Origin of the sequence: Pseudomonas sp. PDM31 (assembly GCF_019218965.1) — a bacterium.
Lineage (GTDB): Bacteria > Pseudomonadota > Gammaproteobacteria > Pseudomonadales > Pseudomonadaceae > Aquipseudomonas.
In genome coordinates this window covers 114,406-128,162 of record NZ_JAHUWS010000014.1, presented here as the reverse complement: position 1 = coordinate 128,162, position 13,757 = coordinate 114,406, and the positions used below count along the sequence as shown (strand labels likewise).

Here is a 13,757-nt window from a genome sequence, read left to right as displayed (position 1 = left end):
GAGAGGGGAATGAGCCAGGCGATTTTCGAATTGCATTGATCCCGGAAAACGCGTCGAACGCATCACTTGAGAACAACAAAGATCGGCTCCCTTTCCCCTCGTGGGGAGAGGGGAATGAGCCAGGCGATTTTCGAATTGCATTGATCCCGGAAAACGCGTCGAACGCATCACTTGAAAACAACAAAGATCGGCTCCCTTTCCCCCTCTCCCCTCTGGGGAGAGGGCTGGGGTGAGGGGGTTGGCCCTGTCTGACACCACAATGTTCGGTCAATCACCTTCTATCACCCCCCATTCCCCCAACAAATGCAGCAGTTATTTCGGCAAAGTGCCACTAGAATGCTAGCCATCGGTCCTCTGCCAATGGAATTGTCATGCCGCCCCGCTCGCCTCTGTATGCTCAACGCTGGTTGGTACTCACGCTGGTCGCGCTGCTGGGCGCCGGGTTTCTCGCGACCTCCCTCCTCAGCTACTACGCCTCGCGGGCGTCGATCCGCGACAACATCGTCAACACTGAGCTGCCGCTGACATCGGACACGGTCTATTCGGAAATCCAGAAAGACCTCGTCAGGCCCATCCTCATTTCCTCGATGATGTCCCGCGACACCTTCATGCGTGACTGGGTTGTCAACGGTGAAAAAGACTCCGACCAGATGACCCGTTACCTCAACGAGGTCATGACCCACTACGGCGCCTACACCGCGTTCTTCGTCTCCAACACCAGCCTGACCTACTACCACGCCAAGGGCGTGCTCAAGCAGGTCAAGGCCACGGAGCCTCGCGACGCCTGGTACTTTCGCGTGCGAGACATGAACGATCCTTACGAGATCAACCTCGATCCGGACCTCGCCAACAAGGACAACCTGACCTTCTTCATCAACTACAAGGTCTACGACTACAACAACCGTTTCATCGGTGCGGCGGGTGTTGGCCTGACAGTCGATGCGGTAATCAAGCTGATCGACAAGTACCAGCAGCGCTACCAGCGCAGCGTGTACTTCGTCGACAACTTCGCGCGCCTGGTACTCACCGGTGCCGAGGGTGGCCCGCAGGGCGCACAGATCGGCCAGAAACTCAGCCAACTGTCGAGCATGAAGGACCTCGTCAGCCAGTTACCCAAACCCCACATCGGCAGCTATGAATACTCCGTCCAGGGTCAAGGGCATTTCCTCAACGTACGGTTCATCCCGGAACTGAACTGGTACCTGTTCGTCGACAAGCGCGAAGACGGCGCACTCAATGACATTCGTCAGTCGCTGTACCTCAACCTGCTGATTTGCCTGGTGGTCACGCTGGTCGTGATGGTTTTGCTCAATCGCGTGATCAAACGCTTTCAGGACAGGATCCAGGCCCAGGCGACGCTCGACAGCCTGACCGAGCTGCCCAACCGGCGCGGTTTCGACCTGCTGGCCGTGCAGGCCATTCACGAAGCCCAACGTGAACTGAACCCACTGACCGCGCTGCTGCTCGATCTGGACCACTTCAAGGCCCTGAACGACACCTACGGTCACCTGGCCGGTGATCAGGTGCTGAGCGGTTTTGCCCGCGACCTGCAGAGTTGCCTGCGCCACTGCGACATCGTCTGCCGCTGGGGCGGTGAAGAATTCATCGTCCTGCTCAAGGATACCGACGCCGAGACCGGCCACGAGATCGCCGAGAAAATCCGCCAATACGTGGCGCATCAGCGTTATGCGTACAACGAACACATGATGCAAGTCACCGTCAGCATCGGCCTCACCGCCCTGCAGCCCGATGACACCTTGCACAGCCTGCTGTCGCGGGCGGATCATGGGATGTATCGGGCCAAGCAAAGCGGCCGCAATCGAACCTGCGTGGAAATGCCTCACACTACTTATGAACCAGCCTGACCTCTGCCCGGCCTGCGGTGCATCCAACGATTGCGCCCTGGCGGACCCGCGAACCGCTGATCGGGCCTGCTGGTGCTACGGCGTCAGCATCGACCCGGCAGTGCTCCAGGCGCTGCCCGCCGAACTGCGCAACGCGGCCTGCCTGTGCCCGCGCTGCGCCGAGGTCGAGGCGCAGTTGCAAGCAGCGACCCAGCCATTGAAGTAAGATGCGCGGCCCTTTCTTCACCGGCCCTTAGTCATGCGCGTTGACCGCTTCCTCAGCAATCTGCCGTGCTTCAACCGCAAGCAGGTGCGCCTGTTGCTGGTGGAAAAGCGCGTGCGGGTTGACGGAGAAATCGTCAGCGATCCGCACAGTGAAGTCCGCGAGTTCAGCCGCGTCGAAGTCGACGGCGATGTGCTGCAGGTCGGCAAGCCCCTGCGCCACTTCATGCTGCACAAGCCCGCCGGATGCGTCAGCGCCACCCGCGACCCGCAGCACCCGACCGTGCTCGATCTGATCCATGAGCCGGACAAGCACGAACTGCACATCGCCGGTCGCCTGGACTTCAACACCACCGGCCTGATGCTGATCACCAACGACGGCAGCTGGTCACGCCGCCTGACCCAACCCCAGACCAAGCTGCCCAAGGTCTACTACGTCGAAACCGAACAGGACATCGGCCCCGAATACGCCATCACGTTCAGCCAAGGGTTGTACTTCGCTTTCGAAGACCTCACCACCCAACCCGCCGAGTTGGAGTTGCTCGCCGCCAGGTCCGCACGCCTGAGCATCGTCGAAGGCCGCTACCATCAGGTGAAGCGAATGTTCGGCCACTTCGACAACAAAGTGCTGCGCCTGCACCGCGAACGCATGGGCCCGCTAGTCCTCGACGATGCGTTGAAACCGGGCGAATACCGCCCGCTGACCGCTCAAGAGATCGAATTGATCTAAGCAGCCTACCGCTGAGCAGAAGTTGTCCAACAATTTACCAAAGGCACTTGCACATTGATGTGACCCCTGCTTGAATCAGGACGTCGGCCGAAATGTGACCGACGAGTCACCCCATACTTCTAAGAAACTTTTTGTCGGTTGGAACCCAAGGTTCCGCGTGGTACCGGCAAACTGCCCGCCAATAACAATACCCGTCGACCGGACTGCAATGGATCGACATGGGCCCCTCAAATTCCAGGCGTATGCCTACCTGTCACAAAGCTCGTGCAATCTCATTTGCGCGCATACCCGCTTGCCAGGAGTCATATGACATGAGGCCAGAAATCGCTGTGCTGGATATACAAGGTCAGTATCGGGTTTACACGGAGTTCTATCGCGCAGACGCCGCAGAGAAGACCATCATTCTGGTCAACGGCTCGATGGCCACGACTGCGTCGTTTGCACAAACCGTGAAAAACCTTCATCCGCAGTTCAATGTGGTCTGCTACGACCAGCCCTACGCGGGCAAGTCCAAGGCGCACAACCTGCATGAAAAAATGCTCACCAAGGAAATCGAAGGGCAAATTCTCCTGGAGCTGATCGACCACTTCGGGGCCGAACACGTGCTGTCATTTTCCTGGGGCGGCGCCGCGACACTGGTCGCGTTGTCGCAACGGCCACGACGCATCGAAAAGGCCGTGATCAGCTCGTTCTCTCCGGAGATCAACGCGCACATGCTCGACTACCTCGAACGCGGCGTCGACTACCTCGGCAGCCGGGACGGCGACCGGGTCGGCAATCTGGTGAACAGCACCATCGGCAAACACCTGCCGACGTTGTTCAAGCGCTTCAATTATCGGCACGTCAGTTCCCTGGCCGAACATGAATACGGGCAGATGCATTTCCACATCAGCGACCTGTTGCACAGCGATCGTCAGTGCTTCTTCAAGGCTGCGCAGAAAATCAACGTGCCGGTACTGTTCATGAACGGCGAATGGGACGAATACACCGCCGCCGATGGCGCCCGGTTGTTCGCCAACCACGTACAGCAAGCCACCTTCACCACCCTTGAGGCCACCGGCCACTTTCTCGACATGGAACATAAAGCCGCCTGCCGAGACAGCCGCAACGCACTGATCGGCTTCCTGAAACCGGCCCTGCACGAAAGCCGACCGCGGTACCACTACGTCCAGGACCAACATGCACTGGCATTCTGAAACAGACTCATCGCGAGCAAGCTTCGCTCTACAGTAATGAACCCATTGCTGCAGGAGCGAAGCTTGCCCGCGAACGACCGCCACGCGGTCCGTGTCTTGTTTCGCCTGCGCTAAAGCTATCTGGCGTAAAGAAAAACTTCATTTCCCCGCGCACATCTGGTACAAAGTCACCGCTCTGAGCGGGTGTCGTATAATGGCATTACTCCAGCTTCCCAAGCTGATGAGGGTTCTTATTGGACAGCCCGTTTTGGTGAGTAAAGACTGACGCAAAAAGCGGGTATAGTTTAGTGGCAAAACGAAAGCTTCCCAAGCTTTAGTTGAGGGTTCGATTCCCTCTACCCGCTCCACCTCCCCCAGTATTTCCGGGCCTTCCAGCCGCCCCCCCCACTTTCCAGCCGCCAAATCAACTCGCATCCCCCCACGCCCAACTCCCTCAAAAGCCAAAAAAATTGGTGCACTAGCGATGCCGGCCACTCTGACGCCTAGGCAGACCGGCCTCACTCAGCAGCCCTTCAATAAATACCTACACACTCGTTGTGCCACCTTGCCAGCCAGGGTCAGATTAGCCATTGATCATGCATGTGAGTGACTGGATGATGGAGAGGGAGTGAGGTCGGTCAGAACTCGGGTGAAATCCTCGACGGGTTCGGCTGTCCGATTTCGAAATCAAGTTAAGCCGTTAACGGTACCTACGGGGGCGGCACCTGACTGGATTGCTCCCTGGCCTGCACGCGCTGGGCATCGCTCGCAAGGCAACGTTCGATGAACTGAAGCTCCTGATCGAGCTCGCCAGCGCGTTTTTTCCAAAGCTTTCAGCGCCGCCTGATGCTCCTTCTGCACCTCTTCCGGCGCATTGGCGAGCCCTGCCAGCCTTCTCCCACTTTCGTAGGGCCAAGCGGTTTTTATCGTGATCATTTTCGGACTGCCGAACACAAAGCCTCCACATCGTCGGAAAACCGGACGTCGATCTGTATTGCGAAACAAAATCTTATAATAAATTGTTATATATCAAATAGTTACAATAATTATCCAGACAAAGTGCAGCTGGTACAGATCCTGCTCTCCTCCAAGCTCCCACGGCATTCAGATCTGCCCGGGGTGTTTCTAGATGAACCTGCATCAGCATCGTCATTACAACTAGAGAGAAAAATAATGAAATCTGCTTTCAATACCTTTGTTCCGGGCGCCTTGGCCCTCCTGCTGCTACTCCCTACCGCACTTCAAGCAAAAGAAGTCGAAACCAAACAAAAACTGGCTAACGTTGTGATCCTCGCTACCGGCGGGACTATCGCCGGGGCTGGGGCCAGCGCCGCCAACAGCGCCACTTATCAAGCGGCCAAAGTGGGTATCGATCAGTTGATTGCTGGCGTGCCCGAGCTGAGTCAATTGGCCAATGTGCGTGGCGAACAAGTCATGCAAATCGCGTCGGAAAGCATCACCAACGAAAACCTGCTGCAACTGGGTCGCCGCGTCGCGGAACTGGCCGACAGCAAAGACGTCGATGGCATCGTGATTACTCACGGTACCGACACCCTGGAAGAGACCGCATACTTCCTTAACCTGGTGGAAAAAACCGACAAGCCAATCGTGGTCGTTGGCTCGATGCGCCCAGGCACCGCCATGTCTGCCGACGGTATGCTGAACCTGTACAACGCCGTTGCGGTCGCCAGCAGCAAAGATGCGCATGGCAAAGGTGTACTGGTCACCATGAACGACGAGATTCAGTCGGGTCGTGATGTGAGCAAGATGATCAACATCAAGACTGAAGCCTTCAAAAGCGCCTGGGGCCCGCTGGGTATGGTGGTCGAAGGCAAATCCTATTGGTTCCGCCTGCCAGCCAAGCGTCACACCATGGACTCTGAATTCGACATCAAAACCATCAAGAGCCTGCCTGACGTCGAAATTGCTTACTCCTATGGCAATGTCAGCGACACCGCTTACAAGGCCCTGGCTCAATCTGGCGCTAAAGCCATCATCCATGCTGGCACTGGCAATGGCTCGGTCTCTTCGCGCGTCGTCCCATCCTTGCAGGCGTTGCGTAAGGACGGCGTACAGATCATTCGTTCTTCCCACGTCAATGCCGGTGGTTTTGTACTGCGTAACGCAGAGCAGCCTGATGACAAATACGACTGGGTCGTTGCCCATGACCTGAACCCGCAAAAAGCCCGCATCCTGGCGATGGTTGCTCTGACCAAGACTCAGGACAGCAAAGAACTGCAACGGATGTTCTGGGAATACTGATTCACCTCGCCCGACCTGATCAGGTCGGGCACCCCTTTGCGCATCAGTACTAATAACCAGCCGACCGGTAAGCCCACCTGACGTTGACTCAGAAACAATGGAGACTACACGTGACAAAGCCACCTATGAAAATCATGATCGAAGAATGGGATGGTGACGGTGCGATTCGAATTCCCGATGAGGCATTGCAGGAGCTCGAACTGGATGTCGGCGACGCTGTGTACTTAATAGAAGAATTTGTCGGCAACACGCGCTGCCTTGTCCTATCAAAAACGCCTCAGATTGCGGATCGAATAGACGAGCTCACTGATGCCTGGACTGGCGGACAGCCTAGTAACGCCGAGGTGAAGTAAAGCAGTCACTCGAAGTTCCGGGCTTAAAGCACGAATACGCGACAGCAACAACCGGTCTCAGAAGCTGCGTTGGAAGGAAGCGTGAGACAAACCTAGCAAGCCTTTCTCCTTGTGAACCGCAATCGACGAGCATTTACTCCTTCAGCGCAAATACTGCATTCATGTCATCGATGCTCACGATGACCTTCGGCTTACGGATCAAGCCTTTCAGTCGCTTAACGGAGCAAGTCGCAGCCACGATGGCGAACTGACCATTCCTTAGGTCGATGAATTCGATTTCATCCCCTGGTTGCAGTCCTAGAGCAGCCCGTACCTGGACAGGGATTTAGAATTCACAGTGGCACTAGCCATGAGGATACCTACGCGATTGGGCACTTAAATGATAGCCGAGCGGTGCGGTAGGCTTTAACGTGAAGACGTGAGGTCGAGCCGGGCTTAAGCCCGAAGGAGCGATAGCCAAAGAAGCTTTAGCTCCGAAGCCCAACAAATCACCTATCCTGCGCCGGAACTGAAGCAGCACGCCCTCTAACAACTCCGTCAGAGCGTGGCTGTATGCACGTGTCGATGTACCTTGGACAGATCAAAGCTAGGACATCCATGTCATGAGCATTCAAGCAAAGCTTCTTCACCTTCAATCCATCCAAAACCTCCTCGCGCCCTACCGCTACCTTTACTGCGTAGACCTTGAGGCAACCTGTGACGAGGTGGATGAGTCGGAATCACCAAGACCCCTCGCAGTCGTTCCCGATCAGATGTGAAACGATTGAAATTGGCCTGGTAGTAATCGATTTGGAATCGCTTGAGATCGTCGATGAGTTCCAGCGTTTCGTTCGGCCTCAGATCACCCCTACCCTGACCGCTTTCTGCAAAAAACTCACCTCCATCCAACAAGCAGACGTGGACGGCGCCCGAACCTATCAGGAGGTTGGCCAAGAGCTAGCAGCGTTTATTGCCCGGCATACAGATGCTGCTTGGGCATCTTGGGGTGACTACGATGCAAGGCAGCTGGAGCGCGATGCAGGATTAGCTGCGTGCCCTTCCCTGCTCTCCGGTCTGCAGCACTTCAATGTGAGGAAATGGCATAAAGGGCTCTACGACAATCAGCCGAAGGGACTGAAGCAAACAGTAGAGGCCATGGGCTTGGCCTGGCAGGGCACCTACCACCGAGGGATAGACGATGCGAGAAATGTGGCTTCCATCGTGAAGGAAATGCTTGGCTAATTGATGAGCCGGGCCTTAAGGCCCGAAGGATCGACCACCCCGTTGACGCCACTTCATACCGCAGCTTAGCTATGGGCACGCAATGAATCGAGCGCAGATGGATTTGAACACGACCTACCATGTACTTAGGGACATGATCTGCTCGAACAGTTGCACGCTAAATCGTGGATTGTCGGCGGATACCCTCCTTGGGAGGACGAAAGTGTACCCGTCTATGCTGTAGCTGAAGCGTGACTGCTCGCAGCGTAGACTCAGCAATTCATTCAATTTTTGCGCGACAGACTAGGCACTCCTCCCACTTCCCAAGCTTGACGAGCCTCACGCAAACGGAATGAATGGTTATCCCGTCACGCTCATAAATTCTCCTGCCCAAGTGATGTATTCATTCGGAGAAGTGTATCGGTGGGACAACTCCGAGGGAGTCAGATTGTCCTTGTCGGCAATCTCACGCTGTGCCCGTAAGCTATCGTAGGTTGCTTTGATCGCAGCAAAACAAGCAGCATGCCCGTCCACCACAATGCGCACGCCAAGTTGGCTGAGGCGTTGCTGGTCGCGCAATGCGGCATTGCCGTAGGTAACCAGCATCAGCGGTATCCGCAAACCGTCGGCAATCGCTTCAAGATGCTCGAAGTCCCGCACACCAACCAGACAAATTCCATCAGCACCCGCATCTTGATAGGCCCCAATACGTTTGATGACTTCGGTGAGCGGTTGCGCGCTGGCGTGGGTACGAGCGATCAAGGCCAATTCAGCATCTTGACGAGCTCGCTGAGCGGCTCGCAGTTTGCCGATGCCTTCCTCGATGCTAATAAGAGAAAAGGCTGGGCCTCCGAATGGAGCTGGCAGGAGAGTATCTTCCAAGGTCAATGCAGCAATGCCGACGCGCTCCAGCTCCGTTACAGTACGCATGACGTTAAGGGCGTTGCCGTAACCATGATCGGCATCGGCAATCACTGGCAGCTGGGCGACCCGACCGATACGCCTTGCCTGCTCCACAAATTCGCTCAACGTGATCAGCGCGATATCGGGGGCACCGAGCACATGCAGCGAGGCAACCGAACCGCCAAGGATACCGACCTCAAAGCCAAGATCGGCAGCGATACGGGCTGACAGAGGATCGAAGACGGAGGCTGTAGTGAATGACTTCTGGCCGGCAAGGAGGGCACGGAAAATTTTACGCAGTTCGTGAGGACTGGTTTTATGCATGGCAATCTCTGTAGTTTACATTGAGGTGCGCCGTGCAACTACCTGGAGGGCAATGCGCTCGTCGTTGCGACGGCGGTGCAAACTGTAGGGCGAGTGCTAGGCCATAGCGTGATCGCTATGGCCTAGCAACCGATTCACTTAATGAAGCGCACCTGACTGTTGATCCTCTCGATCACCGCGCCTTTACGTTCGTTGAAGCGCAGTTTGTTTTGCTCAAACAAATTGTTGCCCTTGGTATCGATGGAGATGATCAGCGGGCCGAATTCACGTACTCGGTTCACCCATAGTGTCTCCGGCATGCCAAGGTCTTGCCATTCCGCTCGAACAATTTCCTCGACCTGAGTCGCCGCCAGTACCGCGCACCCGCCAGGGAAAACAGCATGCACCGCTTTGTTCTCCAGGCAGCCTGTGGTCGTTTCCGGCCCCATCCCGCCCTTACCAACGATCAACTTTACGCCGGTTTGCTCAATAAACTCTTTCTCGAACTTCTCCATCCGCATGCTGGTGGTCGGGCCGATGGAGACCATCTCGAAACTGCCATCGTCTTTTTTGCGAACAATTGGCCCCGCGTGGAAGATCGCCCCACCACGCAGATCTACCGGCAACTCGCGCTTGAGCTCGATCAAGCGGCGGTGCGCGACGTCACGGCAGGTCACCAACTGGCCGGTCAGGTAAACCACATCACCAACGTTCAGGCCAGCCAGATCCTCGTCCTTGATTGGCGTATTCAGTATCTTCTTCACAGAACTACTCCTTCATGGGAGAGGATGTCGTAGGACAAGTCAGCGTTGATTCGGATCTTGCCGCGACGGTGGGCCCAGCATCCGGTGGATACGGCCACACCGATGGTCGAAGGGTGGCGCGCCGAAGACTCGATGTTTACCCCCATTACGCTACTGTTGCCGGTCAGACCCTGCGGGCCAATACCGATTTCATTGAGGCCATCCTCCAGCAGCTTTTCCATCATCGCAGCGCTTTCGTTCGGATGGCTGGAGTCCACTGGACGCAGGATCGCCAGTTTAGATAGACGCGCGGCGGTTTCCACCGAGGTGGACACGCCCACGCCGACCAAAAGTGGTGGGCAAGCATTGATACCCCGCGAGGTGATCACATCGAAGACGAACTCGGTCACGCCTTCATAGCCTTGGCCGGGCATCAGAACCTTGGCCGAGCCTGGCAAGGTGCAACCGCCGCCAGCCATGTACACATCAATGATCGCGTGGTCGGCGTCAGGAATGATTTGCCAGTCCAGCCATGGAATCTTCGAACCAGTATTGGTACCGGTGTTTTTCTCGATAAAGGTCTCCACTGCGTTATGACGCAGTGGGCCCTTAATAGTCGCCTCCTTTGTCGCATTCTCCAGGATGCCCTCCAGGTCACTCAGTAGTGGGAACTGGGCTCCAGCAGAGATGAAATACTGAATCACACCAGTGTCCTGGCAGCTGGGACGATTCAGCTTGTCGGCGTACTCCTGGTTGTCAGCCATCGAGTCGTAGACAGCAATGGCCAACGGATTAGTTTCCGCTGCCCGCAACTTCGCCGTCTTCTCTTTTACGTCCTTTGGCAAGCGCTTGCCGATGTACGCGGTGAACTTCGCCATCACGTCGGTTAGCGATTCAACAGCTGCTTCTTTATCCACGATTACTCTCCTAACTGCATCACAAGGCTGATTTGACTGGACTCGAAATATTAAGCGGCGATGCTTCCTGTACCTGGTTCTGCTCAGGCACGATTCCGCCGTCTAATACGAAGTCCACTCTTTTCTTATCGAGAGCACCAACCCACTTGGCGATTGCCATGGTGCCGACTGCGTTACCGATGGTGTTGGTGACGGCCCGTGCTTCGGACATGAAGCGGTCGACGCCCAGCAGAAGCACCATGCCTGCTACCGGAATGTTGTCCATTGTTGCCAGAGTCGCCGCCAGGGTGATAAAGCCCGAACCGGTAACACCCGCCGACCCCTTGGAAGTCAGCAACAGGACGCCCAGAACGATCAACTGATCCATTAGAGTTAATGGCGTGTTGGTAGCCTGAGCAATGAAAATGGCCGCCATGGTGTAGTAGATGCACTGACCATCAGGGTTGAAGGTCAAGCCGGACGGGATAACCAGGCCTACTACCGGCTTGGATACACCAACTCTCTCAAGCTTGGTCATCAACTGCGGTACCACCGACTCTGAGGAACTGGTGCCCAGTACGGTGAACAGTTCTTCCTTTATGTACTTGAGAAACTTCCAAAGACTAAAGCCGGACAAGCGCGAGATGAAACCGAGAATGATCACCACGAACAGGAAGCAGGTGATGTACATGGTCGCCATCAATTTACCGAGCGAAACGATGGAGCCTAGACCGTACTTGCCGACGGTGAAGGCCATCGCGCCACATGCAGCCAACGGAGCGACTCGCATGATCATGCCGACGATGTGGAACATGCCATGGGAAAAGGCTTCAAGCACATCGACTACGGGTTTACCGCGTGGGCCAAGGTGCGAAAGCGCGATGCCGAAGAGTGTTGAGAACAGCAGGATCGGCAATATTTGGTTCTTGGCGAAGGCATCAGTAATGCTGGCTGGAATTACATTCATCAGGAAGTCGATGAAACCGCCCGAATTTGTTGCCGCCGAGGTGTAGGTAGAAATGCTCGCAATGTCGAGCGTAGCCGCATCGACGTTCATTCCCTCGCCTGGTTTTACAAGGTTTACCACAATCAGGCCAAGCACCAGGGCGAAGGTAGACAGGATTTCGAAGTAGATCAGCGCTCGCATCCCAACCCTGCCGAGCTCCTTCATGTTCTCCATTCTTGCGATGCCGAGCACCACTGTGGCAAAAATGATCGGTGCGAAAACCATTTTGATTAGTTTGATGAAGGCATCGCCCAGCGGTTTGAGGTCGATGCCAATATGGGGCCAGAAAACACCGAGCAGGATGCCGACAGTGACGCCGATCAAAACCTGGACGTAGAGCTTCCCTAGGTATCGCATAGCCATTTATCTCCGCATTATTTTTGTGAGTCGGATTTTTTTGTTGGCATCTGCGGGCTCTATCAATAGCTAAGTAGTAGCTAGGGCAGTAGAGAGCGCAGGTGTGTCTTAGGTAATCACCCATATAAATTAATGGTTTTTTAAAAAAGGTGTAATACACTGGAATTCACTTCATTATTTACTTTGAGTTAATTATGAGTCCAATTTCGGAGCTGGCTTTTTTTACCCTTCTGATGAGAACCGGAAGCTTGGCAGCCACCGCCCGCGAGATGAATCTGACACCACCGGCGGTCTCCAAACGACTGAGCCTCCTGGAGCGCCGACTTGGCGTGCGCTTACTGAACCGCACCACCCGGAGCATCAGCCTCACAGCGGAGGGCGAGCTCTATTTGGTGAACGCGCAGCGGATCCTCAGCGAGATCGATGAAATGGAGCGCCAAGTCTCCAGTAGCCGTGCCGAACCCAAAGGGCTGCTGCGGGTCAATGCGCCTCTGGGGTTTGGCCGCACGCACGTCGGGCCGGCAATCTCCTCGTTCGCTAAGCGCTATTCGGATATCGAGGTACAACTGCACCTGACCGACCGCCCGATACATCTGCCGGATGACGCCATCGACGTAGCCATCCGGTTTGGCGAGTTACCCGATTCGCGCTTGATTGCACGCAAGATTGCAACGAATCGGCGTCGACTGTGCGCGACGCCGGCTTATCTGGAAGCCTTCGGTTATCCCGAAAAACCCAAAGACTTGGCGCAGCACTCTTGCATTGTGCTGCGCCAGAACGATGCGGCTTTTGGGAGTTGGCGGTTTAACCGAGGCAAGTTGACCGAATCAGTCAAGGTCGGGGGCAGCCTCAGCACCAACGATGGTGAGGTCGCACTCAACTGGGCGCTTGAGGGGCATGGCATTCTCATGCGCGCTGAGTGGAACCTCGCGGGACACTTGCGCTCTGGGCGTTTGGTAGAGGTGCTGAGTGATTACGAAACACCGTCTGCGGATATCTATGCGGTGTATCTGGAGCGGCTCAATCTATCGGCTAAAGTGTCGTTCTTTATCGAGCACCTGCGCGAGTTTTTTCGGAGCAAGTCTGACCGTTCAGAGGCATGGCCATAGAGCCATCTTTTGTAACGGTCGCGGTGGATTGGCGACTCAGAGCAATGGAGACTACACGTGAGAAAGCCACCTATGAAAATCATGATCGAAGAATGGGATGGTGACGGTGCGATTCGAATTCCCGATGAGGCATTACAGGAGCTCGAACTGGATGTCGGCGACGCTGTGTACTTAATAGAAGAATTTGTCGGCAACACGCGCTGCCTTGTCCTATCAAAAACGCCTCAGATTGCGGATCGAATAGACGAGCTCTCTCAAGCCTGGGATAGCGGACAGCTGTGTAACGCCCAGGAGAAATGAGACAGTCGCAATGCCCTTCCTTGACGCACTCACGGAAGGCCGCCTGTAATAAGTGATGGAGCTAGAGCTGCCTCGATCAAGCGGGCGTTAGGTACAGCTCGGCGCACGTCTTCTATGGCGCCCGCTATAGCGTCATGTGCAGAGGGTGCTTAACGGACAAATTCCAACGCCAGGCGGCTTGGCTGTCCGACTCCGACCAATGCATCATCACAGCCTTCTACCGCCAAGCGATCCATAATCGCATCCATATCGTTGTCGTCAGACGGCAGTTGGTACTTCAGGGTGAAAGTACATTCCATCTCAAATCCCCCGCATCAACAGGCTCTTGCTGGATATTTACTTGAATGGGATGCG

14 protein-coding genes, 1 tRNA gene and 1 pseudogene are annotated in these 13,757 nt (G+C 55.6%); 10 read left to right on the top strand and 6 right to left on the bottom strand.

Annotated features, from left to right (window positions below; genetic code table 11):
• The first annotated feature begins 371 nt into the window (after window positions 1–371).
• The 5 genes from KW839_RS24070 to KW839_RS24050 all read left to right on the top strand — a co-directional run bounded on the left by KW839_RS24070 (window position 372) and on the right by KW839_RS24050 (window position 4,339).
• Entirely contained in the window at window positions 372–1,865 is a 1,494-nt protein-coding gene (locus KW839_RS24070; protein WP_218425691.1) for a sensor domain-containing diguanylate cyclase, read from the top strand.
• The gene (locus KW839_RS24065) at window positions 1,852–2,070 is read left to right on the top strand and encodes a cysteine-rich CWC family protein (RefSeq protein ID WP_218425690.1); all 219 of its coding nucleotides are present in this window, start codon (window positions 1,852–1,854) and stop codon (window positions 2,068–2,070) included. The genes KW839_RS24070 and KW839_RS24065 overlap by 14 nt, the downstream gene beginning before the upstream one ends.
• A 33-nt stretch (window positions 2,071–2,103) precedes the next feature.
• Window positions 2,104–2,796 carry a pseudouridine synthase gene (locus KW839_RS24060; RefSeq protein WP_060540684.1) on the top strand — a complete coding sequence of 231 codons (693 nt, stop codon included), beginning with the start codon at window positions 2,104–2,106 and terminating at the stop codon, window positions 2,794–2,796.
• Window positions 2,797–3,107: 311 nt separating this feature from the next.
• The gene (locus tag KW839_RS24055; protein WP_218425689.1) at window positions 3,108–3,992 is read left to right on the top strand and encodes an alpha/beta fold hydrolase; all 885 of its coding nucleotides are present in this window, start codon (window positions 3,108–3,110) and stop codon (window positions 3,990–3,992) included.
• Between the two features lie 273 nt (window positions 3,993–4,265).
• Window positions 4,266–4,339 (top strand) — tRNA-Gly (locus KW839_RS24050).
• A gap of 342 nt (window positions 4,340–4,681) precedes the next feature.
• Here KW839_RS24050 and KW839_RS28180 read toward each other — a convergent pair.
• Window positions 4,682–4,877: pseudogene (locus KW839_RS28180) on the bottom strand (hypothetical protein); the annotation flags it as partial.
• A gap of 267 nt (window positions 4,878–5,144) precedes the next feature.
• Here KW839_RS28180 and KW839_RS24045 point away from each other — a divergent pair.
• The 3 genes from KW839_RS24045 to KW839_RS24035 all read left to right on the top strand — a co-directional run bounded on the left by KW839_RS24045 (window position 5,145) and on the right by KW839_RS24035 (window position 7,807).
• A complete protein-coding gene (locus KW839_RS24045; RefSeq protein ID WP_060540686.1) occupies window positions 5,145–6,233 on the top strand; it encodes an asparaginase in 1,089 nt (362 codons plus the stop codon).
• 125 nt (window positions 6,234–6,358) lie between these two features.
• Window positions 6,359–6,586 carry an AbrB/MazE/SpoVT family DNA-binding domain-containing protein gene (locus tag KW839_RS24040; protein WP_256352812.1) on the top strand — a complete coding sequence of 76 codons (228 nt, stop codon included), beginning with the start codon at window positions 6,359–6,361 and terminating at the stop codon, window positions 6,584–6,586.
• A 708-nt stretch (window positions 6,587–7,294) separates the two neighbouring features.
• Complete coding sequence (locus tag KW839_RS24035) at window positions 7,295–7,807, top strand: 3'-5' exonuclease (RefSeq protein ID WP_256352811.1); 513 nt, start codon at window positions 7,295–7,297, stop codon at window positions 7,805–7,807.
• Window positions 7,808–8,146: 339 nt separating this feature from the next.
• Here KW839_RS24035 and KW839_RS24030 read toward each other — a convergent pair whose 3' ends face one another.
• From KW839_RS24030 to KW839_RS24015, 4 genes are all read right to left on the bottom strand, one after another.
• Window positions 8,147–9,013 carry an oxaloacetate decarboxylase gene (locus KW839_RS24030; RefSeq protein WP_218425687.1) on the bottom strand — a complete coding sequence of 289 codons (867 nt, stop codon included), beginning with the start codon at window positions 9,011–9,013 and terminating at the stop codon, window positions 8,147–8,149.
• 134 nt (window positions 9,014–9,147) lie between these two features.
• Window positions 9,148–9,756: a L(+)-tartrate dehydratase subunit beta gene (ttdB, locus tag KW839_RS24025; protein ID WP_218425686.1), complete on the bottom strand. Its 609-nt coding sequence runs from the start codon at window positions 9,754–9,756 to the stop codon at window positions 9,148–9,150.
• A complete protein-coding gene (gene ttdA / locus KW839_RS24020; protein ID WP_080956980.1) occupies window positions 9,753–10,652 on the bottom strand; it encodes a L(+)-tartrate dehydratase subunit alpha in 900 nt (299 codons plus the stop codon). The genes ttdB and ttdA overlap by 4 nt, the downstream gene beginning before the upstream one ends.
• A 19-nt stretch (window positions 10,653–10,671) precedes the next feature.
• The gene (locus KW839_RS24015; protein ID WP_218425685.1) at window positions 10,672–12,000 is read right to left on the bottom strand and encodes a dicarboxylate/amino acid:cation symporter; all 1,329 of its coding nucleotides are present in this window, start codon (window positions 11,998–12,000) and stop codon (window positions 10,672–10,674) included.
• A 188-nt stretch (window positions 12,001–12,188) separates the two neighbouring features.
• Between KW839_RS24015 and KW839_RS24010 the strand changes: the two genes are divergently transcribed.
• Together KW839_RS24010 and KW839_RS24005 are read left to right on the top strand one after the other, a co-directional pair.
• Window positions 12,189–13,103 carry a LysR family transcriptional regulator gene (locus tag KW839_RS24010; RefSeq protein WP_218425684.1) on the top strand — a complete coding sequence of 305 codons (915 nt, stop codon included), beginning with the start codon at window positions 12,189–12,191 and terminating at the stop codon, window positions 13,101–13,103.
• A 72-nt stretch (window positions 13,104–13,175) separates the two neighbouring features.
• Window positions 13,176–13,403: an AbrB/MazE/SpoVT family DNA-binding domain-containing protein gene (locus KW839_RS24005; protein WP_236707785.1), complete on the top strand. Its 228-nt coding sequence runs from the start codon at window positions 13,176–13,178 to the stop codon at window positions 13,401–13,403.
• Between the two features lie 149 nt (window positions 13,404–13,552).
• Here KW839_RS24005 and KW839_RS27780 read toward each other — a convergent pair whose 3' ends face one another.
• Window positions 13,553–13,702 carry a hypothetical protein gene (locus KW839_RS27780; protein WP_256352810.1) on the bottom strand — a complete coding sequence of 50 codons (150 nt, stop codon included), beginning with the start codon at window positions 13,700–13,702 and terminating at the stop codon, window positions 13,553–13,555.
• Window positions 13,703–13,757 lie beyond the last annotated feature (55 nt).